Source organism: Microbacterium sp. NPDC079176 (assembly GCF_040686675.1).
Lineage (GTDB): Bacteria > Actinomycetota > Actinomycetes > Actinomycetales > Microbacteriaceae > Microbacterium.
In genome coordinates, this window is sequence record NZ_JBFBLM010000001.1 from 606,466 (window position 1) to 626,948 (window position 20,483).

The following is a 20,483-nucleotide window of genomic DNA, read 5'->3' on the forward strand; positions in this document are numbered from 1 at the left end:
GTCAGCGACCGCCCGAGAAGCCGCCTCCACCGCCTCCGCCGGAGAAGCCGCCGCCGAACGATCCGCCTGCGCTCGACGACGAGCTCGCACTCGGTGCCGCGTACGTCGCGGACGCGTGCGACGTCGCAGCGAACGCCACGAGCTGACCGCGGACGAAGGGCGCGCTGGGATCCCCGATCCACGACGCGCCTCGTTGCTCGTAGGCGTACACCTGCTCGAGAATGGCGCCCCATTCGTTCTCCATGCCGAACAGCATCGCGTAGGGGAGCAGGCGCTCGTAGACGACGATCACGTTCGCGCTGCCGTCCTGTCGCCTCTCGGCGCCCGTGTACGACTGGAGCATCCGGAGTCGGTCGGCTTCGGCGACGCGGATGAACTCTCTGACGCCCATGAGGTATTCGTACTGTCGGGCGCCTTCGGCGGTGAGGACGGTGTGCTTCGAGAAGCCGTAGAAGGAGGACAGGAGAACGAGGAAGACACCGAACGCGATCGCGACGAACGCAGGAATCGCTGTGACACGTCCGCCGATGATCCCCCAGAGGCCGAGGGCGAAGCCTGCGAGCACGACGCCGATCGCACACCACTGCAGGATCATCGCGCCCCTGCTGCGCGCCTTGGTGGTGAGGCCGCCTGACACCGCTGCCTCGATGCCGCTCTGCGACAGCGTCTTCATGCGAGCGGCGAAGTCCTCGCTCGAACTCGGAACCTCGGCGACTCCTGCGGCGTCGGCGCCGACGAAGAGCGCATCCAGTGCCCGGGCGTCGAGCTCGTCAGGAATCCTCCCACCCGGAAGGCGTCGCAGCCGTGGCTGCTCGACGTCGGTGCCCTCCTCGATGCGCAGCAGGCCGCGTACCGCGAGGTGGATGATCTCTGCGGGGATCGGGTCTTTGGCGCCGGGCACGATCCCGGCGGCCAGCAGTGGCGGCAGCGAATCCGGCGCGTCGTACTGCGCGACGATGATGCCGCTGGATGTGCGTCGCTTCTTCTTGAACGCCGACACGGCGATCCAGCTTCCGACCGAGAGCCCGAGCCCGCCCAGTGCCGCGATCGCGGGAACGGTGTCGGTCACGGGATCGGGCTGCCGAGCCGATGGCTGCACAGCGGTGCCAGGGTCGAATCCGACGGCGATCGTGATCCCCTCGCCGGGGGAGAGCTCTTTCGCCTCGACAGCGAACTGCGCGCCGTCGGGCGACGCGACGAGGTCGCACTCGTTCGTCGATCCCTGGTAGCCGGTATAGCAGCGGGCGTTGCCGGTCAACCGATCCGTCATCGTCTCGTCGAACACGATCTCCGCACGGAAGTCCTCGACGGGCTGCGTGCTGTCGAGAGGAAGGAGGTCCCAGTAGAACTCGTCGACTCCGGAGTCTGCCGCCAGGATCACGTCGCGCATCTCGTATTCGATCACGTAGGTCGTGAGTCCGCGCACGTAGTCGTCGTCGCCGGTGAGCACCAGCAGCAGCCCGTCCTCCTGCTCGGTCTCGTAGGGCACGTCGGCCCCGGTCTCGTCGGTCACCGACAGCACTCGCACATCGAGCCACGCGTTCTCGTAGCTCGTCGGAAGTCCGCGGACGATCCCCTTGTTCTGATCGACCTCGGGGAATCGAGCCGTGAGGGACTCGGTGACGTGCATGTGCGAGCGGCCGTCGTCGTCGAGACCCACCTCGTACCGTGCATCCCACGATGCGTAGGAGAAGTCGTCCACGTCGGCGCGGATCGCGGTCGAGGCGCCGGCGGCGGGTGCGGGTCCCGCTGCTGCTGCAGCTGCCGGTGTCGTGGGCACGAGCAGTGCAGCGGCGGTGAGACCGATCGTGACGAGCGTGCGGGCGAGTCTGGTGGCTGCCATGCTTCGAGGCTACCCAGACTCGACCGCAGGGTGAGGGGTCGGACCTCGGTAAACTGGACACGACTTTCAAGGAGCCCCGAATGACTGACGCGTCTGCCGCGCCCGAGACGACCACCGCCGCCACCGAAGAAGACGTCCACGAGCAGAAGGCCGTGCGCCTGGCGAAGCGCGAGCGTCTGGTCGCGAACCGCGCGGATGCCGGCGGGGGAGCGTTCCCTGTCAGCGTGCCGGTGACTCACCAGATCCCGGCGCTGCGCGCCGAGTACGGCGAGCTCGAGGCGGGTGCCGAGACGGGCGTCGTCGTCGGAGTCGCAGGTCGTGTGGTGTTCAGTCGCAATACGGGCAAGCTGTGCTTCGCGACGCTGCAGGCCGGCGACGGCTCGCGGATCCAGGCGATGATCTCGCTCGCGAACGTCGGGGAGCAGTCGCTCGCCGATTGGAAGGAGTACGTCGACCTCGGGGATCACGTCTTCGTGCACGGCGAGGTGATCTCCAGCCGCCGCGGCGAGCTGTCGATCATGGCCGACGGGTGGGCGATCGCCTCGAAGGCGATCCTGCCGCTCCCGAATGCGTACTCGGAGCTCAGTGAAGAGGGCCGGGTCCGCAGCCGCTACCTCGACCTGATCGTCCGCGAGCAGGCGCGCACGACGGTCCGCGCTCGTGCGGCGGTGAACGCGAGCCTGCGAGCGACGTTCGGCAGCCACGACTACCTCGAGGTCGAGACCCCGATGCTGCAGGTGCAGCACGGTGGAGCATCCGCTCGCCCGTTCGTCACCCATTCGAACGCGTTCGACACGGAGCTCTACCTGCGGATCGCGCCCGAGCTGTACCTGAAGCGTGCCGTGGTCGGTGGCATCGAGCGGGTGTACGAGATCAACCGCAACTTCCGCAACGAGGGCGCAGACTCGACCCACAGCCCCGAGTTCGCGATGCTCGAGGCCTATCAGGCCTATGGCGACTACAACCAGATGGCCGCGCTGACGCAGGAGCTGGTGCAGCAGGCGGCGATCGCGGTCGCCGGTTCGACCACGGTCACCTGGGCGGACGGCACCGAGTACGACCTCGGTGGCGAATGGGATCGCATCTCGATGTACGAGTCGCTGTCGGCGGCATCCGGTCGCACGATCACCCCGAGCGATCCGGTCGAGGACCTGATCGCCTTCGCCGAGGCGAACGGCGTGGACCTGCCCGCTCAGGCCACGCACGGCAAGCTCGTCGAAGAGCTGTGGGAGCACTTCGTGAAGGGCGACCTCGTGCGCCCGACCTTCGTCATGGACTTCCCCGTCGACACCTCGCCCCTCGTTCGCGAGCACCGCTCGATCGAGGGCGTCGTGGAGAAGTGGGATCTGTACATCCGCGGGTTCGAGCTGGCGACCGGATACTCCGAGCTCGTCGACCCCGTCATCCAGCGCGAGCGCTTCGTCGAGCAGGCGAAGCTCGCCGCCCGCGGTGACGTCGAGGCGATGCCGGTCGATGAGGAGTTCCTGCGGGCGCTCGAGCACGGCATGCCGCCGTCCGGCGGCATGGGCATGGGCATCGATCGCCTGCTGATGGCGATCACCGGGCTCGGCATCCGCGAGACCATCCTCTTCCCCCTCGTCAAATAACGGGCGTCGCGCCGCGTCTGAACGCCCACTCCGGCAGCATCGCCGCGTCGATCATCGACGCGAGCAGCGCGGCAAGACCGTACTCGGGATCGATCGCCCGCACGAGATCGAGGTACTGCGCGGCATGGCTCGAGCGGCCGAGTGCCCACGAGAGCCATGCCGCAGCGGTGAGCGGAGCGGGTCTCGCCGCATGCGGGGCGAGAGCGGCAGCCGTGCGGACGAGTGAGAGGGCGACTGCGAGTCGCTGCGGATCAGGAGTGGGTCCCCGGCCGAGGAAGACATCGCCCAGGTCGTCGGGCACCCTGGTCGTCGCGCCCGCGAAGTCGAGCTGCGCCTGGAGCGTGCGCTCGCCGCCGCGCGCATCGGTCGCCCATTGGGTCAGCGCGACGTCTCGGAAGAGCGGGCGATCGAGGCACCAGAGGAGGGCCGCGGTGGCGAACGGCGGCAGATCGTCCGGGGATGCCAGAACGGACTCGAAGAAGGCCGGGATGTCCTCGAGGAGCACGAGCGCCGCGATCGCCTGAGGGTTCTCCGTGCTCGTCGCCCCAGGTGTGCCGCCTCGTTCGAGGAGACCGCTGACGTCACGCAGTGCGCGCCCCACCCGCTCCTTGTCGGCGAAGCCGGCCGCAGGAAGAGCAGCACCGGACAGCTGGTCCCCGGAGACGTCACCGACACCCGGCACCTCGGGTGCGCGGCGGTCGAGACTGCGGACCTGCGGATCTCCGTCGAGGTAGCTCGACCACCCGTCGGGGGTCACGCAGAGCGCATCGACGATACGCAGTCCGGCGTCCTCCGCCCGACCCAGCACTTCATCGACCTCGACGGCGAAGGGGAGCACCAGCCCGTCGCGTGTGCGCTGCACGGTGTCATCCGTATAGACCACGAGGGCGACCGCATCCGTCCGCTCGACTCGCGAGACGAGGCCGACCGCGGCATCCGCGTAGTCGGCGAGGTCGTCGTGGCTGCGGGGGAGGTCGAGTCGCATCGCGCCGTACGTGCGGGTGCCACGGAACGGCAGCAGGACGAGGCTCTCAGTCGGGGTGAAGCCTGCGAGAGAGGGGACGATGCTGAGGAACTCAGCGGAGCCGGAAGCGCGGAGCAGTGTTGTCATCCGGCGAGTCTCATCGCACGAGCACGCTCGCGGTCGGTCTCCACAGCGCCGATGGTCTATCCCCCTTCTGCGCCCGAGTGTGGAGGAGCAGTGGGGTAGTGAGTCGCGTACCATGGAGCCATGGAGAACTTCTGGCTCGCAGCCGCATGGTCGCTCATCCCGACCATCGGGGTGAGCGTCGTGTTCTTCTTCGTGCTCCGCGGAATCCTGCGGTTCGATCGCACCGAACGCAAGGTGCACGCACGGATCGAAGCCGAGGAGCGGGCCGCACGCGGTCTGCCGCCGCGCTCCTGAGCGGCGTCGGAACCATCGGCTACTGTGTAGCCAGCGCACCGTCATCGGTGCCCACTGAAGCGCCCGGCGTCGAAGTGCCGAGCGGCCGAGAGGACGAGGGATGACGCCCGAGATCTGGGCTTGGTGGACCGCGGCGTTCCTGATCGCCCTCGACCTGACCATCCGCATCACGGCGATCATCATCATCCCGCGCAACCGGCGTCCCACGGCGGCGATGGCCTGGCTGCTCGCGGTCTTCTTCATCCCGTTCGTCGGCGTGTTCCTCTTCCTGCTCATCGGAAATCCACGGCTGCCGCGAGCGCGGCGTCGCAAGCAGGATCAGATCAACGAGTACATCGCCGAGACGAGCGAGCACCTGCACTTCGGCACCCTGCGCCCGAATGCGCCGAGCTGGTTTCCCCCGCTCGTCGAGATGAACCACCGTCTCGGAGCGCTGCCGATCTCCGGCGACAACGGCGCGCATCTGATCGCGGACTATCAGGACTCGCTCGACGCGATGGCCGACGAGATCCGCAAGGCCCAGGACTACGTCCACATCGAGTTCTACATCCTCCAGTCCGATGCGTCGACGGACAACTTCTTCCGCGCGATGGAAGAGGTGGCAGAACGCGGCGTGCATGTCCGCGTGCTGCTGGACCACTGGGCGAACAGGTGGAAGCCGAAGTACCGGAAGACCGTCGCCCGGCTCAATCGGATGGGCGCGAACTGGCACCTGATGCTGCCGGTGCAGCCGCTGAAGGGACGCATGCAGCGGCCCGACCTGCGCAACCACCGCAAGCTCCTCGTGGTCGACGGCAAGGTCGCGTTCCTCGGCTCCCAGAACGTCACCGACTCGACCTACAACCTTCCCAAGAACATCAAGCGGGGTCTGCACTGGGTCGACCTCATGGTCCGCATCGACGGGCCCGTCGTGCTGAGCGTGAACGCCATCTTCCTCAGCGACTGGTACAGCGAGACCGACGAGGTGCTGCAGGAGATCGACATCTCGCACGCCGAGGCGGGCTCGGGCGACCTGGACTGCCAGGTCGTGCCGTCGGGACCGGGGTTCGAGGTCGAGAACAACCTGCGTCTGTTCCTCGGGCTGCTCTACGCGGCAAAAGAGAAGATCATGATCGTCAGCCCGTACTTCGTGCCGGATGAAGCGCTGCTGCTCGCGGTCACCGCAGCGGTCGACCGAGGGGTCGCGGTCGAGCTGTTCGTCTCCGAAGAGGGCGACCAGGCGATGGTCTACCACGCCCAGCGCAGCTACTACGAGGCGCTGCTGAAGGCCGGGGTGCGGATCTGGATGTATCGCAAGCCGTACATCCTGCACACGAAGAGTCTGACCATCGACGACCAGGTCGCCGTGATCGGCTCGAGCAATATGGACATGCGCTCGTTCGGTCTGAACCTCGAGGTGTCGATGCTCGTCCGCGGCGAGGAGTTCGTCCTCGAGATGCGCGCGGTCGAAGACGTCTACCGCTCGCTCAGCCGGGAGCTCACTCTCGAGGAGTGGATGCAGCAGCCGCTCCGGTCGACAGTCCTCGACAACCTCGCCCGTCTCACCTCGGCGCTGCAATAGGGCGCCGATAGGGGGGGTGCTTTCGGCAGACCGCGGCCGGTACCCTGTGTGCATGGCTTCCCCGTCGCGTGTCGTCGCCGCTCTCTCGTCCCTGGCCGCTCTGCTGCTGATCGCGGGGTGCACGATCGGCCCCGGGGCCACAGGATCGCAGGCGACCTCGAACCCGTCGAGCGGGCCCGGGCAGAGCACCGACGATTCGGACGACGTCGAAGGCACGCTGCTCGACGACGGCCGCATGTTCGCCGTGGTGACGTGGGGCTCCTCGACGTGCATTCCCCAGGTCGACGCGGTGACGGCCGAGGGGCAGACGGTATCGGTGACGCTGGTCGAGCCGGAGTCAGAGACGGACGGCGAGAAGGCGTGCACCGCTGACCTGGCCTCCCGCGCGAGCATCGGCGCACTGCCCGAGGGAGTCGACCCGACGAAGGAGATCACTCTGCAGGTGACGTACGGCGACATGGTCGACGACGTCGAGCTCGACGGCGACCCGTCGTTCACCGGCACCCCCGGCTCATCGACGGAGTACGCGCCGAGTGCCGGCTGGTTCGATGACGGCTCGCTGGTGCTGCTCACGTGGGGCTCGTCAGGCTGCCCCCCGGTGGTCGAGAGCCTCGAGGGATCTGGTGCATCGGGCACCGCGACCTTCACGACCGACGACGATCAGGTGTGCACCATGGACATGGCACCGCGCGCGACGATCCTGGAATTCGGCGAGGACGCCGTCGATGATGACGCCTTCACCCTCACGCTCGTCGGCGGGAACCTCGACGGCACGGTCGAGGTGCGCAGCTGACGCTGTAAGAAGTGCGCGCCCCGGTGGATCAGAGCGATGCGACCGGGTGATCGGCGGGGAGCGCCAGCAGAAGAGCCCCGGGATCGACCCGGCACGTGACGCGCACCGCTGTCCCGAACTCGTCGCCGTCGAGCTCGATCGGGGTGGGAGACGTCACCGCGGCTTCGGCGACGGCTCCGCGGAAGTAGTGCACCGATGCGTCCCGGCCCCGTCGCTCGAGCACGCGACGGCCGGCGCGCGAGCGTCGCAGCACCGAGTTGTCCCACCAGATCTTGCGCCACACGCCGAGCCAGCCCCAGACGCCGGTCGGCTGGATCACGGCGACGTCGAGGACGCCGTCGGTGATGGAGGCGTCGGGGATCAGCGCGATTCCCGCAGGCAGGGTCCCGCAATTGGCGAACAGGATGCTGTGCACCTTCGTCGAGTGCAGGCGGCCGTCGTCGATCTGGAACACGGATCGGAACGGCTCGGCGCTCACGAGCGACCTCGCCGCGCCGTCGACGTACGCGATCCAGCCGACCGACTTCTTGAGGTCGGGGCGCGTGTTGGCGATCATGTCGGCATCCAGCCCGACGCCGGCGAGAACGACGTAGGCGTGCTCCTCGTCTTCCCCGCTCTCTCTCGTCAGACGCGCCCAGCCGATGTCGATCGCGTGGCGGAATTCGCCCAGCGCCGCGCGGATCATCTCGTCGGGGTCGGCCAGCGGGAGTCCGAGATTGCGCGCCAGCAGGTTGCCCGTGCCACTCGGCAGGATCGCGAGCGGCACCCCGGTGTTGGCGATGGCCTCGGAGACAGCGCGTACCGTGCCGTCTCCGCCGGCCACCAGCACGACATCCACGCCGCGTGCGAGGGCCTCGGCCGTCGCACCCTGACCTGGATCCTCGATCGTGGTCGGATAGAAGGCCGGATGCTCCCACCCGGCCTCGTGCGAGAGAGCGCGGACTCGCGCCCGCAGCTGCTTCCCGTCGACCTTGATCGGGTTGTAGACGAGCGCTGCCTGGCGTCGGCCGGTGGCGCTCGTGGTCATGGCGCTACTCTAGCCCGGGCGTCGGCCCGCCCGGACGCGGCGGACGCGCCCGGGCCGCACCATAGACTTGATGGATGATCGACCTCGCACTCCTCCGCGAAAATCCGGAGATCGTCCGCCGCTCTCAGGCCGCCCGTGGCAACGACCAGGGCACCGTCGACACCGCGCTCGAGGCTGACCGATCGCGCCGAGCGGCGCTCGCCGCGTTCGAAGAGCTGCGCGCCGAGCAGAACGCCTTCGGCAAGCTGGTGGCGAAGGCTCCCAAGGAGGAGAAGGCGGCGCTCGTCGCTCAGGTCAAAGACCTCGCCGAGCGCGTCAAGCAGGCGCAGCAGGCCGCGAACGAGGCGGCAGACGCCCTGGCGGTGGCTCTCGCACGCATCGAGAACGTCGTCGTCGACGGCGTCCCCGCGGGCGGCGAGGCGGACTTCGTCGAGTTGCGACGCGTGGGCGAGGTCCCCGCATTCGACTTCGAGCCGCGAGACCACCTCGAGCTCGGCGAGATCCTCGGCGCGATCGACATGGAGCGCGGCGCGAAGGTGTCGGGCGCCCGCTTCTACTTCCTGCGCGGGATCGGAGCGCGGCTCGAGATCGCGCTCATGAACCTCGCCCTCGACAAGGCGCTGCAGAACGACTTCATCCCGCTGATCACGCCGACCCTGGTGCGGCCCGAGATCATGCAGGGCACCGGATTCCTCGGCGAGCACGCCGACGAGGTGTACCACCTGGACAAGGACGACGACCTCTACCTCGTCGGCACCAGCGAGGTCGCACTCGCCGGATACCACAAGGACGAGATCCTCGACCTCGGCAAGGGCGCGCTGCGGTACGCCGGATGGTCGACCTGCTACCGCCGCGAGGCGGGCTCCCATGGCAAGGACACCCGCGGCATCATCCGGGTGCACCAGTTCAACAAGCTCGAGATGTTCGTCTACACCAACCCGGAGGACGCCGAGGCCGAGCACCTGCGCCTCGTCGCGCTGCAGGAGGAGATGCTGACCTCGCTCGGTCTCGCCTACCGCGTGATCGACGTCGCCGCCGGCGACCTGGGCTCCAGCGCCGCGCGCAAGTACGACATCGAGGCGTGGGTCCCGACGCAGGGCGCGTTCCGCGAGCTCACATCCACCTCGAACTGCACGACGTATCAGGCGCGCCGTCTCGACATCCGCCACCGACCCGAGGCTCAGGAGGGGCAGACCGCGAAGACGCAGCCGGTCGCCACCCTCAACGGCACCCTCGCGACGACCCGATGGATCGTCGCGCTGCTCGAGACGCACCAGCAGGCCGACGGATCGGTCCGCGTGCCGGAGGTGCTGCGCCCGTACCTCGGCGGGCTCGAGGTTCTGGAGCCGACCGCGTGACAGCTCCCTGGCTCGTCGGGCTCGACGTCGACGGCACGATCATCCTGCAGGACGAGACGATGAGTCCCGGTGTTCCCGAGGCGGTCGCGCGCCTGCGAGACGCCGGCCATGTGGTCACGATCGCCACCGGACGCAGCTGGATGGCGACGCGTCGCTATGTCGAGCAGCTCGAGCTGACCGCCGATTTCGTGGTGTGCTCGAACGGTGCGGTGACCATGCGCCGTGTGGGAGACGACTGGGAGCGGTGGCACATCGAGACGTTCGATCCGTCTCCCGTGCTCGCTCTGCTGCGCGAGCGGCTCCCGGAAGCCCGCTACATGGTCGAGCTCGGGTCAGGGCTGCGGCTCTACACCGAGCACCTGGACGACTGGACGCTCGACGGCGGACGGCAGGTCGGCTTCGAAGAGCTCGTCGCCGAACCGGTGTCCCGTGTCGTCGTCGTCTCTCCCGGGCACGACGAGGAGGACTTCCACCGCCTCGTGGCGGACGCCGGGCTGAATGAGGTCTCCTACGCGATCGGCTGGACGGCCTGGCTCGACATCGCACCGCAGGGAGTGGACAAGGGCACGGCGCTGGAGCGCGTGCGCACCGAGCTCGGCTTCGAGCGCGGGCACGTCTTCGTGGCCGGCGACGGGCGCAACGACATCGGCATGTTCGGCTGGGCGCTGGGTCTCGACGGCCGGGCGGTCGCCATGGGGCAGGCGCCGACAGAGGTGAAGGATGCGGCGGGCGAGGTGACCGGCGATGTCGAGGACGGCGGTCTCGCGATGGCGCTGAACACGCTTCCAGCGGCCGCCCAGGTCAGCGCGGGAGAATAGAACTCGGCTAGACTCACGGCTTGTCGGCAGATTCGTCTGTCGGGAGGGTTGTCCGAGTGGCCGATGGAGCTGGTCTTGAAAACCAGTGGGCAGAGATGTCTCGTGGGTTCGAATCCCACACCCTCCGCATTCCAGGGACGGTGCCTCCGCGCCGTACGCTGAACCGAAAGGCCCCGAGTGAGTCCCACCACGCGACGCCGCCGCACCATCGCGCGCCACGGTCAGCTCCACACGCCGGGCCCCCTCAGCCAACTGCTCAAGTTCATCGCGATCGGTCTCGCCGTCGTCCTGGTGAGCGGCTTCGGCGTCGTCTCCTACATCGTCTACGACCTCTCGAGCACCGTCTCGGCCAACGCTGTCGAACTCGACAGCACCGAGGAGCTGCCGCCCGACATCAGTGAGTACAAGGGCGGATTCAATCTGCTGCTCACCGGTGTCGACACGTGCGAAGAGGCGTACGCGCAGTACTTCGGCGACCGCTGCACGGGCGCGGACTCCGAAGGCACCCTCAACGACGTGAACCTCCTCATGCATGTGTCGGAGGAGCCGCGCCGGATCACCGTCGTCAGCCTTCCGCGCGACATGATGGTCCCGATCCCCGAGTGCGAGGACGCAGAGGGCGAGGTGCACTCCGCGATGAACAAGCAGCAGATCAACGTCGCCTACACCGACGGAGGACTCAACTGCGTCGCGAAGACGGTCTCCGACCTCTCCGGTCAGGACATCCAGTTCGCGGCCTCGGTCACCTTCGGCGGCGTGATCGAGATCACCAACGCGATCGGCGGCGTCGAGGTGTGCCTCGCCTCCCCGATCAAGGACCGGTACACGGGCCTCGACCTCGCAGCCGGAAACCATGTGATCGAGGGCATCACCGCGCTGCAGTTCCTGCGGACCCGACACGGAGTCGGCGACGGAAGCGACCTCGGCCGCATCGGCAACCAGCAGCAGTACATGTCGAGCCTCGCGCGCACGCTCATCAGCGGCGAGACGCTCGGCAACGTGCCGATGATGCTGAAGCTCGCGACGACCGGTCTCGACAACGTCGAGGCGAGCACGTCGCTGGCCGACCCGATGAAGATCGTGCAGATCGCGCTCGCGGTGAAGTCCGTGCCCTTCGAGGACATCGTCTTCCTGCAGTACCCGACCTTCACGGACCCGGACGACCCCAACCGCGTCGTGCCGGACAAGACGTCAGCAGAGGCCATGTGGGACGCGATCAACCAGAACGCTCAACTGCAGGTCACGCATCAGAACACCGAGAACGACGGCGTCGTCGTCACGGACCCGGGAACGCAGGCACCGGCGGAGCCGGGAGCGGAGGCGGCGACGCCGGACCCCTCGGCCGCACCCGAGAACGTGGTGGCGCTGCCCGACACGATCAAGGGCAACTCGGCCGCACAGCAGACCTGCTCGAACGGGAACGTGCGCTGACGCGCCGACTGCACTCTCCGTCACGAAGAACCGCCCCTCGCCTACAGCGCGAGGGGCGGTTCTCCGCATTCAGCCCTCTTGCGCGTCGGGCTGATCGGTCGGCGGGTAGAGCACATCCATCAGAGCGCTGATGATGCCGGGCATGTCGACCGAGCGATCGATCATCCACTGCAGTTGGAGTCCGTCGGCGACCGCCTGGATCACGCGCGCCATGGTGTCCGGATCGAGAGTGGCTCGACGGCCGGCATCGTGGGCGAAGGCGTCGGTGATGCTCTCACGGAGTCGCTCGCTGCGCTCGAGGAAGTACTGATGCGCGGGATGCGCGGGGTCGACGGCATCGACGGAGAGTCGGGAGAACAGCTCCACGACGCCCGGGACCTCGGTGTTGTGGCGGATGACGTCGACGAACGCGGACTTCGCGTCTGCGGGGTTCGAGGTCTGCGGCGCCATCCCGTCGTGTTCGTCGCGCGTGCGCAGCACCTCGGTGAACAACTCCTCCTTGCTGCCGAAGTAGTGCAGCAGGGCGGCCGGGGTGACGCCGACGAGTTCGGCTATCTGCTTGAGTGAGGCGTTCTGATACCCCTTGCGGCCGATCACATCGAGAGCGCTCTCGAGGATCTCCTCGCGCCTGGCGACGCCCTTCGCGTATGAACCTCGTCGTGCCATTCCTCGAGAGTAATCCTGAACAACGTTTGAGATCCAATACTTACTGGCATATAGTTTTCACAAGACACCGTTGTCGCGCGCGAAAGGAAGACCATGACCGACACCTCGGCATCCGATCTCACCCTCGAGGAGAAGGCGTCGCTCACGAGCGGCGCGGACTTCTGGACCACGAAGGCCATCGATCGCGTCGGTCTGCCGTCGATCATGATGACCGACGGGCCGCACGGCCTGCGCAAGCAGTCGGGGGGAACCGACCACCTCGGCCTCTCGAGCAGCGTGCCGGCGACGTGCTTCCCACCGGCCGTCGGCATCGGATCGTCGTTCGACCCCGAGCTCATCGAGCGGGTCGGCGCCGCCATCGGAGTCGAGGCGGCCATCGAAGACGTCGCGATCGTGCTGGGCCCCGGCATCAACATCAAGCGGTCGCCGCTGTGCGGCCGCAACTTCGAGTACTTCTCCGAAGACCCGATCGTCTCGGGAACCCTGGGTGCCGCCTCGGTGCGCGGTGTGCAGTCGCAGGGCGTCGGCACGTCGCTGAAGCACTTCGCCGCGAACAACCAGGAGTTCGACCGGATGCGGGCGAGCTCCGACGTCGACCCGCGACCGCTGCACGAGATCTACCTGCGTGGCTTCGAGCGCGTGGTCAAGGACGCTCAGCCATGGACGGTCATGTGCTCGTACAACCGCATCAACGGCGTCTACGCATCGGAGGACCCCTGGCTGCTCACCCAGGTGCTCCGCGACGACTGGGGCTTCGACGGTCTCGTCGTGTCGGACTGGGGTGCCGTGAACGATCGTGTGGCGGGCGTCGCCGCCGGCCTCGATCTCGAGATGCCGTCGTCGGGAGGTCGGACGGATGCGCAGCTCGTCGCTGCCGTGCGCGCCGGCGAGCTCGCCGAGAGCGTGCTGGACACAGCGGCCGACCGCGCGATCGATCTGGTCCGCAAGGCGCAGCGGCGTCCGGCCGTCTCCGGCCCGCTCGACGTCGACGCGCACCATGCGCTCGCCAGGGAGGCGGCCGGTCGCTCGATCGTGCTGCTCAAGAACGACGGAGACCTGCTGCCGCTCGCCCCCGAGCAGCGCATCGCGGTCATCGGCGCCTTCGCCACCGAGCCGCGATTCCAGGGAGCAGGATCGTCGCTCATCAACCCGACCAGGGTCGACAAGGCGCTGGACGAGCTGCGCGCGATCGGTGGGGACCACGTCGCATATGCGCCGGGCTTCGCCGTGGAAGGCGGCGACACCGCCGCATCCGGTCGCTCCGCTGACGACCTGCGCGCGGAGGCGGTCGCCGCCGCGTCCGCAGCGGATGTCGCGGTCGTGTTCCTCGGCCTCCCCGCCGCAGAGGAGTCGGAGGGCTTCGACCGCGAGCACATCGACCTTCCGGCGGCTCAGCTGGCGGTGCTCGACGCCGTGATCGAGGCGAATCCCGCGACGGTCGTCGTGCTCTCGAACGGCGGCGTCGTCGCGCTGCCCTTCGCCGACCGGGTGCCCGCGATCGTCGAGACCTGGCTGCTCGGACAGGCGGGCGGCGGAGCGGTCGCCGACGTGCTCTACGGCGCCGTGAACCCGTCGGGCAAGCTCACCGAGACGGTGCCGGTGCGTGTGGAGGACAACCCGTCATTCGGCAGCTTCCCCGGCGAGTTCGGTCATGTCCGCTACGGCGAGGGAGTGCTGGTCGGCTACCGCTGGTACGACGCGAAGGGACTCGATGTCACGTTCCCGTTCGGCCACGGGCTCTCGTACACGGCCTTCTCGTACGGCGAGGCAACGGTCGAAGCGGCCGAGAACGGTGACATCGCCGTGCGCGTCGACGTGACCAACACCGGAACCCGCGACGGCCGCGAGATCGTGCAGGTGTACGCCGCTCCGGTGTCCTCGGTCGTCCAGCGCGCGCCTCGCGAGCTCAAGGCCTTCGCCTCGGTGGCGATCGCCGCGGGCGAGACCCGGACGGTCGAGCTGGTCATCCGTCGCGAGGACCTCGCCTACTGGGACGTCCGCGTCGACCGCTGGATCGTCGAGCCCGGCGAGTACCGCATCGATGTCGCGGCATCGAGCCGCGACATCCGCTCCACCGCGACTGTCGAGGTGGCGGGTGATGTGGTCTCGCTGCCCCTCACCATGAACTCCTCGATCGGCGATGTGATGGCGCACCCCGTCGCGGGGCCGATCATGATGGGCGCGCTCGGCGGCTTCCTGGGCGAACTGAGCGGCGCCGATTCGTCGGCGGCATCGATGATGCCCAACGACGAGGCCTTGGAGAAGATGATGGCGTCGTTCCCGATCGGCCGCCTCATCGGATTCCCGGGGGTGGACGTGACGCACGAGCAGGTCGAGGAGCTGCTCGCCGGAGCGAACGCCGGCGCGCTGCCGCAGGCCTGACCGCACGCCTCGGCGCCGAGAACTCAGGCGCCGAGGCGGGCCCCGTCGTCGAGCAGGGGAGCGAAGCGGAGCCCGAGACCGTGGTGCGCGTTCTCGGTGAGGTGGCCGTCGGCGATCGTCACCGGCGAGGGGTCGGCGAGAGCTCCCAGTGCACCGAAGCCGGCGTCTTCGACGTCTTCGACCAGGACCTCGTGGCGGGTGTCTGGCAGAGTCAGCGCGAGCTGACCCGAGAGCTCGGGCAGAAGGTGCGGGTGCAGGGTCGCACCGTGCGCGGCGACCAGCTCGGCGATGCGGAGGAACGGCGTGATCCCGCCGACCCGCACGATGTTGGGCTGCAGGATCTGCGCCGCACCCGCGCGCAGGAAGTCGCCGAAACGGTGCGCGGTGTGCAGATTCTCGCCGAGCGCGATAGGCACGTCGATGCGCCGTGCGAGTTCCTTGTGTCCGTCGAGGTCATCGGCGCGCAGGGGCTCTTCGATCCAGGCGAGGTCGAAGCGCGACAGGACCTCGACGGATGCGGTCGCCCGCGCCAGATCCCACCGCTGGTTCGCGTCGATCATCAGCCCCCGATCAGGGCCGAGCAGCTCGCGGACGGAGGCGACGCGATCGGCGTCCTCGGCGATGTCGGGCTTTCCGACCTTGATCTTGACCGCCTCGAACCCCGCATCGATCCAGCGCTGCACCTGGGCGAGCAGTTCGTCGAGCGAGTAGTGCAGGTTCACGCCTGAGCCGTAGGCGCGCACCCGTTCGCGGCGGCGGCCGATCGACTCCGACACCGAGACGCCGGTCGACCGCGCCTCTGCATCCCACAGCGCCAGGTCCAGACCGGCGAGTGCGATCGTTGTGATCCCCCCGCCTCCGGCTTCGTGCAGGTGCTCCCACATCCCCTGCCAGCTCTCGCCGGGCATGGCGGAGCGGCCGACCGCGGCGGGAGCGATGTCATGCTCGAGCAGCGCCTGCACGGCGGGCGCGCCGATCTGCGGACTCCACGAGAAGCCCCATCCCTCGCCACCGTCAGAGCGCACGACATGAGTCGCGATCACGCCGACGGAGGTGACGTCGGCAGCCCACGGACGAGTCAGCGGCACCCTCTGCAGACGAGTCGACAGGCGCCGGATCGTGGTCACAGCAGTGCCAGCTCTGCACGCCAGGTGCGGGACGGGCGCCAGCCGAGGAGTCGGGCGGCCTTGTCGGACGAGAAGGCGGGGGAAGTGCCGGTCAGCGCCGCGGCCGCGTGCTCGGTGCCGGGGTGGAACTCGGGCAGCAGCTCGCTCAGCGGGCGGCGGGCGAGGGCATCGTCGGCTCCCACGAAGAATCTCTCGCCGTTCGGGATGTGGTCGAGCGCGGCGAGGAGGGTGTCGGTGAAGGCTGCGACGTCGCGGGCGTCGACATAGTTGAAGAGCGCCGGCGCGGAGAGCGCCGGATCGTCGAGACGATCGAGAACGGTGTGGCCCTGCTGGGTGAGAGCGCCGGCCCACTCCTCCGGGGCGATCACGTAGCAGGGGCGGAAGGAGGCGAAGCGCACGTCGTCGCCGGCCTGACGCCGCAGCATGTCGACGGTCTGCTCGATGAGCAGCTTCGACAGGGCATAGGCGTTCCAGGGCTCGGTCGGCGACGTCTCGTCGAGGGGGAGGCGCTCAGGGGTCCAGCCGCGAGGTGCGCCATAGCCGACCACGGTGGGACTCGACGCCGCGACGACGCGGTGGATGCCGGCCCGTACGGCTCCGCCCAGCACCGACTGGGCGAGAGCCGCGTTCGTGCGGATGATCACGTCCTCGGGTGCGCTGAAGGGCACCGCGATCGCCGCGAGATGGATCAGTGCATCCGCCGACGTCGCGGCGAGAGCGGATGCCGTGGCATCCGCGTCCGTCAGGTCGAGGGACGCCTGCGTGATCCCGTCCCGGTCGAGGGCCGCGCTCGGCTCCCGGTCGATCGAGACGATCTCGTGCCCGGCATCTGCGAGGCCCGTCACCAGGGTGCGTCCGAGTCTGCCCGAACCGCCGGTGACGATGATCCTCATGGCCGCGCCAGCAGAGCGATCCCGAGCTCGTCGACCTTCACCGGAAGGCCCGTCTCGAGTGAGCGGTTGCCCGCGATGCCCACCGCGATCGAGCGGATGCCGTCGGTCCAGTCGGCCGGACGCGCGAGGGGGTCGTCCCCGGGGCCCTCGAAGACATCGGACAGCAGCAGCTCGTCTCCACCGCCGTGGCCTCCGTCGCCGCCGTCGATCGGGACCTCGTAGGCCTCTTCCCAGTGGCGCTGCACGATCAGACGCTCGCTCTCAGGGCGCAGTGCGGTCGTGCCGTGGCCGCCGGAGAGGCTGGGGTCGATGTGCGGGTGCAGTCCCTCGCCCGCGAGCACGGCGCCGCGCTCGACCACCTCGAGCTCGACCCGGCCGAGGGTGCCGTTGACGGCGACGCGGTAGCCCTCCCAGGGGGAGTGCGCGTTCAACGAGTACGACATCGTCGCGCCGGACGCATAGTCGACGACGAGTGCGAGGTTGTCCTCGATCGTGATGCCCTCGCTGAACACGTCGAGATCGCGCCGGTACCCGTCGTGCTCCTCGGCGTCGAGGTAGAGCGCGGTGAGACGCTCATCGGTGCGCAGATCGAGTTCGAACAGGTCGCCGCCGTCGTGGGTGCCTCGCGCCGGTCGCTCGCCGAGGCCACGGCCGGCCGCGTTCTCGGCTCCGTAGAAGCGCAAGCCGCCCGAGGCGAAGACGCGCGTCGGCTGCGAGCGGATCCACCAGTTGACCAGATCGAAGTGGTGGCTCGACTTGTGGACCAGCAGTCCACCCGAGTTCTTCTTCTCGCGGTGCCAGCGGCGGAAGTAGTCGGCGCCGTGGTTCGTGTCGAGCATCCACGAGAAGTCCACGGACGTGACGTCGCCGATCGTGCCGTCCTGGATCACCTGGCGCAGTGCGCTGTTGCGGGGCGAGTAGCGGTAGTTGAACGTCAGCACGACCTGGCGACCGGTGCGCTCGACGGCGTCTTCGATGCGGGCGGCGCTCGCCGCGTCGATCGTGAGCGGCTTCTCGACGACGACGTCGGCGCCCGCTTCGAGCGACCGGACGATCAGCTCGGCGTGGAGGTCGTCGCGGGAGCAGATGATGACCCGGTCGACCCGCTCGTCGCTGATCACCTGCTCGAGCTCGTCGGGGGTGGCGAGGCGGGGCGCCGGCGCGCCGACCTCCGCGATGCGGTCGGCGTAGTGCCCGGCCCGCACCGGGTTCGGCTCGATGATCGCCACGAGCTCGGCGCGGTCACGGTGCGTGCCGATGATCCCCTCGACGTACATCTGCGCGCGGGCTCCGGCACCGGCGAGGGCGTAGCGGGTCTTCGTCATCGTGATCTCTCTTCGATCTCCGGTCAGGAAACGTTTTCTCGACGATAGCACAGGAGAGGTGTCAGGCCCCGGGACCGCCGACGGTTCAGGGCGTGTGCACGGTGGCGGTGCTGCCGCGCACGATCAGGGTCGGCGTGAAGGTGAGCGCTGCCGTGGGATCGCCGCCGGTGAGCTGGTCGTGCATCGCAGCCCATGCGGCTGCGCCGATCTCGACCGCGGGAACGGCCACGGTCGTGAGCGGGGGTGAGGTGTAGGCGGCGAAGGGGATGTCGTCGAAACCCGTGATCGACAGCTGCTCCGGCACGTCGACACCGCGCACGGTCAGGGCCGAGAGCAGCCCCATGGCGACGAGGTCGTTGTAGGCGATCACTGCGGTGGCTCCGCTCGCGAGAACCTGGTCGGCGACCGCGGTGCCGCTGTCGAAGTCGACGCCTGCGGTGATCTCCTCGACTTCGAGCCCGTCGGTCCGGGAGAGCTCCGCCGCGATCGCATCCTGCCGCGCCCTGTGCGTCACGCTGCGGGTGGCGCCGGCGAGATAGACGAGCCGGCGGTGGCCGAGCGAGGTGAGGTGGTCGACGATCTCGCGCATGCCGGATCCGTAGTCGGCGCCGACCACGGGAGTGCTCGTCTGCGGGCCGCGGTTGATCACGACGGCGGGGGAGAGCGTCGGCAGCAGTCGGCCGAGGTCCTCCTCGGGCATTCGAGGGGCGCAGAGGATCACGCCGTCGGTGCGCAGCCTGGTCGCTCGGGCGAGCGCCTGCTCTTCATCCAGGTCCTCACGCGAGTCGGCGACCAGCACGTGATATCCGTCGGCCGCGGCCGCGCGGCTGAGGCCACGCAGGATCGCCTGGAACGTCGGGTTCTCGAGGTCGGGGATCACGACGGCGATGGTCTGGGTGCGGCCGAGCACCAGGCTCCGTGCGACGGGGTTCGCCGTGTAGCCGAGTTGCGCAGCGGCTGCCTGCACGCGCTCGGCGAGCGCCGGATCGACCGTCGGGTTGCCGTTCATCGCGCGCGACACCGTCGACAGAGAGACGCCGGCGAGTTTCGCGACGTCGGTGATGCCGGGGCGTGACGATTCGCGTGCCATCGGCATCCCTTCGTGTCCGCGAGAGGTCGCGGCTGTCGTCATACTACGAGAAAACGTTCTTCAGGGAGGGTCTCATGGCTGGAGCATCCGAGGACCGCGCCGAGAAGCAGGATCGGCTGGCGCGCGTGCGCCGAGAGGTCGACGGGGCGCCCGTGGTGCTCGTCTCTCACGAATCGCTGTCGTGGTACCTCGAGGGCGTGCGCACGCATGTGTCGCTCGCGGGTCCTCCGGTGCTCGCGGTGCGGGCGGAGGCGCAGGGCGATGTGCTCTTCATCGCCGAGAACGAGGCCGATCGGCTGATCGCCGAGGAGCTGCTGCCGGAGGATGTCGCGCGCGTGGTGCGCGTGCCGTGGTGGATCCCACCCGCTGCCGCCGCGGCTGAGGAGGCCGGCGTCGCCGAATCGCACGTGGCGGCTGAACTGCGCGCGGCTCGCGCGCGCCTGCTGCCGGCCGAGCGTGCCAGATATCGACTTCTCGGACGGGAGACGGCAGAGGCGCTGACGGATGCGCTCGCCCGCGTCGGTCCGGAGCAGAGCGAGCGGATGGTCGCCGCAATCGTCTCCGCCGAGCTCATCGCCCGAGGGATCGATCCGCTCGTCGTGCTGGTCGCCGGTTCCGAACGGACTGCGTTCCGGCATCCGCTTCCGACCGCCGGGCTGCTCGGAGAGCGGGCCATGATCGTCGTGTGCGGGCGTCGGAACGGGCTCATCGCCAACGCGACACGCTGGGTCGGCGCATCCGTCGATGACGAGCCGATCTGGGGCGTGGAGCGGGCTCTCCTCGATGCGTCAGTGCCGGGAGCCCGTCTGAACGACGCGTTCACGGCGGGCATCGCGGCGTACGCCCGCTATGGGTTCGACGCCGACGAATGGCAGCGCCACCACCAGGGCGGACCGACCGGGTATGCCGGTCGCGATCCCCGCGCCACGGCATCCACTGCGGATCTGATCGTCGAGGATCAGGCGTTCGCCTGGAACCCGACCGCACCGGGCCGCAAAGTCGAAGACACCCTGCTGCGCACAGATGACGACTGGGAGGTGCTCACGGTCGATGAGCGCTGGCCGTCGGTCGAGTACGAGGGGCTGCACCGGCCGGTCTCGAGGGCCTACGGGACCTGATCGGGGGCTCGATGGCGGGGCTCCGGGCCGAAATGCATG

General features: G+C 68.8%; 17 protein-coding genes and 1 tRNA gene. 10 read left to right on the top strand and 8 right to left on the bottom strand.

Translation table 11 applies throughout. From position 1 onward, the window contains the following. Position 1 precedes the first annotated feature (1 nt). Positions 2-1,843 carry a DUF2207 domain-containing protein gene (locus AB0P11_RS02915; RefSeq protein WP_363519585.1) on the bottom strand — a complete coding sequence of 614 codons (1,842 nt, stop codon included), beginning with the start codon at positions 1,841-1,843 and terminating at the stop codon, positions 2-4. Positions 1,844-1,923: 80 nt separating this feature from the next. Between AB0P11_RS02915 and lysS the strand changes: the two genes are divergently transcribed. After that, the gene (lysS, locus tag AB0P11_RS02920; protein WP_053098735.1) at positions 1,924-3,450 is read left to right on the top strand and encodes a lysine--tRNA ligase; all 1,527 of its coding nucleotides are present in this window, start codon (positions 1,924-1,926) and stop codon (positions 3,448-3,450) included. Here the strand turns inward: lysS and AB0P11_RS02925 are convergent. Continuing rightward, the gene (locus AB0P11_RS02925) at positions 3,443-4,561 is read right to left on the bottom strand and encodes a DUF4192 family protein (protein ID WP_363519588.1); all 1,119 of its coding nucleotides are present in this window, start codon (positions 4,559-4,561) and stop codon (positions 3,443-3,445) included. The genes lysS and AB0P11_RS02925 overlap by 8 nt on opposite strands. Before the next feature lie 120 nt (positions 4,562-4,681). Between AB0P11_RS02925 and AB0P11_RS02930 the strand changes: the two genes are divergently transcribed. The 3 genes from AB0P11_RS02930 to AB0P11_RS02940 all read left to right on the top strand — a co-directional run bounded on the left by AB0P11_RS02930 (position 4,682) and on the right by AB0P11_RS02940 (position 7,209). Beyond that, positions 4,682-4,855 (top strand): hypothetical protein, encoded by a 174-nt coding sequence (locus tag AB0P11_RS02930; RefSeq protein WP_171821981.1) that lies wholly within the window; start codon positions 4,682-4,684, stop codon positions 4,853-4,855. 100 nt (positions 4,856-4,955) lie between these two features. Continuing rightward, positions 4,956-6,416: a cardiolipin synthase gene (gene cls / locus AB0P11_RS02935; RefSeq protein ID WP_053098737.1), complete on the top strand. Its 1,461-nt coding sequence runs from the start codon at positions 4,956-4,958 to the stop codon at positions 6,414-6,416. Between the two features lie 52 nt (positions 6,417-6,468). Beyond that, positions 6,469-7,209, top strand: coding sequence for a hypothetical protein (locus AB0P11_RS02940; RefSeq protein ID WP_053098738.1), 741 nt, complete (start codon positions 6,469-6,471; stop codon positions 7,207-7,209). Positions 7,210-7,237: 28 nt separating this feature from the next. On the opposite strand, the gene AB0P11_RS02945 is transcribed toward AB0P11_RS02940, so the two are convergent. Beyond that, a complete protein-coding gene (locus AB0P11_RS02945; RefSeq protein ID WP_363519593.1) occupies positions 7,238-8,236 on the bottom strand; it encodes a diacylglycerol kinase family protein in 999 nt (332 codons plus the stop codon). 74 nt (positions 8,237-8,310) lie between these two features. On the opposite strand from AB0P11_RS02945, the gene serS reads away from it, so the two are divergent. The 4 genes from serS to AB0P11_RS02965 all read left to right on the top strand — a co-directional run bounded on the left by serS (position 8,311) and on the right by AB0P11_RS02965 (position 11,843). After that, positions 8,311-9,594 (top strand): serine--tRNA ligase, encoded by a 1,284-nt coding sequence (gene serS, locus AB0P11_RS02950; RefSeq protein ID WP_053098740.1) that lies wholly within the window; start codon positions 8,311-8,313, stop codon positions 9,592-9,594. Next, a complete protein-coding gene (locus AB0P11_RS02955; protein ID WP_053098741.1) occupies positions 9,591-10,412 on the top strand; it encodes an HAD family hydrolase in 822 nt (273 codons plus the stop codon). The genes serS and AB0P11_RS02955 overlap by 4 nt, the downstream gene beginning before the upstream one ends. A 42-nt stretch (positions 10,413-10,454) precedes the next feature. After that, positions 10,455-10,539 (top strand) — tRNA-Ser (locus AB0P11_RS02960). A 50-nt stretch (positions 10,540-10,589) separates the two neighbouring features. Next, a complete protein-coding gene (locus AB0P11_RS02965) occupies positions 10,590-11,843 on the top strand; it encodes an LCP family protein (protein WP_053098742.1) in 1,254 nt (417 codons plus the stop codon). A gap of 69 nt (positions 11,844-11,912) precedes the next feature. Here AB0P11_RS02965 and AB0P11_RS02970 read toward each other — a convergent pair whose 3' ends face one another. Continuing rightward, positions 11,913-12,509 carry a TetR/AcrR family transcriptional regulator gene (locus AB0P11_RS02970; protein WP_056276797.1) on the bottom strand — a complete coding sequence of 199 codons (597 nt, stop codon included), beginning with the start codon at positions 12,507-12,509 and terminating at the stop codon, positions 11,913-11,915. A gap of 93 nt (positions 12,510-12,602) precedes the next feature. On the opposite strand from AB0P11_RS02970, the gene AB0P11_RS02975 reads away from it, so the two are divergent. Next, the gene (locus tag AB0P11_RS02975; RefSeq protein ID WP_363519599.1) at positions 12,603-14,891 is read left to right on the top strand and encodes a glycoside hydrolase family 3 C-terminal domain-containing protein; all 2,289 of its coding nucleotides are present in this window, start codon (positions 12,603-12,605) and stop codon (positions 14,889-14,891) included. A gap of 23 nt (positions 14,892-14,914) precedes the next feature. On the opposite strand, the gene AB0P11_RS02980 is transcribed toward AB0P11_RS02975, so the two are convergent. The 4 genes from AB0P11_RS02980 to AB0P11_RS02995 all read right to left on the bottom strand — a co-directional run bounded on the left by AB0P11_RS02980 (position 14,915) and on the right by AB0P11_RS02995 (position 19,326). Beyond that, a complete protein-coding gene (locus AB0P11_RS02980; protein WP_363519602.1) occupies positions 14,915-16,018 on the bottom strand; it encodes a mandelate racemase/muconate lactonizing enzyme family protein in 1,104 nt (367 codons plus the stop codon). Beyond that, positions 16,015-16,911 carry an NAD(P)-dependent oxidoreductase gene (locus AB0P11_RS02985; RefSeq protein ID WP_056276808.1) on the bottom strand — a complete coding sequence of 299 codons (897 nt, stop codon included), beginning with the start codon at positions 16,909-16,911 and terminating at the stop codon, positions 16,015-16,017. Before AB0P11_RS02985 ends, AB0P11_RS02980 begins: the two co-directional genes overlap by 4 nt. Next, on the bottom strand, positions 16,908-18,236 hold the full coding sequence (locus AB0P11_RS02990; RefSeq protein WP_363519605.1) for a Gfo/Idh/MocA family oxidoreductase: 1,329 nt from the start codon (positions 18,234-18,236) through the stop codon (positions 16,908-16,910). Before AB0P11_RS02990 ends, AB0P11_RS02985 begins: the two co-directional genes overlap by 4 nt. Before the next feature lie 85 nt (positions 18,237-18,321). Next, on the bottom strand, positions 18,322-19,326 hold the full coding sequence (locus AB0P11_RS02995; RefSeq protein WP_363519608.1) for a LacI family DNA-binding transcriptional regulator: 1,005 nt from the start codon (positions 19,324-19,326) through the stop codon (positions 18,322-18,324). 74 nt (positions 19,327-19,400) lie between these two features. Here AB0P11_RS02995 and AB0P11_RS03000 point away from each other — a divergent pair, with 74 nt between their 5' ends. Next, the gene (locus tag AB0P11_RS03000; RefSeq protein WP_363519611.1) at positions 19,401-20,444 is read left to right on the top strand and encodes a peptidase M24; all 1,044 of its coding nucleotides are present in this window, start codon (positions 19,401-19,403) and stop codon (positions 20,442-20,444) included. Positions 20,445-20,483: the final 39 nt, after the last annotated feature.

Bases quoted from the DNA above. Each gene is read 5' to 3' on its own strand.
- AB0P11_RS02915 (WP_363519585.1), bottom strand. From the start codon at position 1,843: ATGGCAGCCACCAGACTCGCCCGCACGCTCGTCACGATCGGTCTCACC.
- lysS (WP_053098735.1), top strand. From the start codon at position 1,924: ATGACTGACGCGTCTGCCGCGCCCGAGACGACCACCGCCGCCACCGAA.
- AB0P11_RS02925 (WP_363519588.1), bottom strand. From the start codon at position 4,561: ATGACAACACTGCTCCGCGCTTCCGGCTCCGCTGAGTTCCTCAGCATC.
- AB0P11_RS02930 (WP_171821981.1), top strand. From the start codon at position 4,682: ATGGAGAACTTCTGGCTCGCAGCCGCATGGTCGCTCATCCCGACCATC.
- cls (WP_053098737.1), top strand. From the start codon at position 4,956: ATGACGCCCGAGATCTGGGCTTGGTGGACCGCGGCGTTCCTGATCGCC.
- AB0P11_RS02940 (WP_053098738.1), top strand. From the start codon at position 6,469: ATGGCTTCCCCGTCGCGTGTCGTCGCCGCTCTCTCGTCCCTGGCCGCT.
- AB0P11_RS02945 (WP_363519593.1), bottom strand. From the start codon at position 8,236: ATGACCACGAGCGCCACCGGCCGACGCCAGGCAGCGCTCGTCTACAAC.
- serS (WP_053098740.1), top strand. From the start codon at position 8,311: ATGATCGACCTCGCACTCCTCCGCGAAAATCCGGAGATCGTCCGCCGC.
- AB0P11_RS02970 (WP_056276797.1), bottom strand. From the start codon at position 12,509: ATGGCACGACGAGGTTCATACGCGAAGGGCGTCGCCAGGCGCGAGGAG.
- AB0P11_RS02975 (WP_363519599.1), top strand. From the start codon at position 12,603: ATGACCGACACCTCGGCATCCGATCTCACCCTCGAGGAGAAGGCGTCG.
- AB0P11_RS02985 (WP_056276808.1), bottom strand. From the start codon at position 16,911: ATGAGGATCATCGTCACCGGCGGTTCGGGCAGACTCGGACGCACCCTG.
- AB0P11_RS02990 (WP_363519605.1), bottom strand. From the start codon at position 18,236: ATGACGAAGACCCGCTACGCCCTCGCCGGTGCCGGAGCCCGCGCGCAG.
- AB0P11_RS02995 (WP_363519608.1), bottom strand. From the start codon at position 19,326: ATGGCACGCGAATCGTCACGCCCCGGCATCACCGACGTCGCGAAACTC.
- AB0P11_RS03000 (WP_363519611.1), top strand. From the start codon at position 19,401: ATGGCTGGAGCATCCGAGGACCGCGCCGAGAAGCAGGATCGGCTGGCG.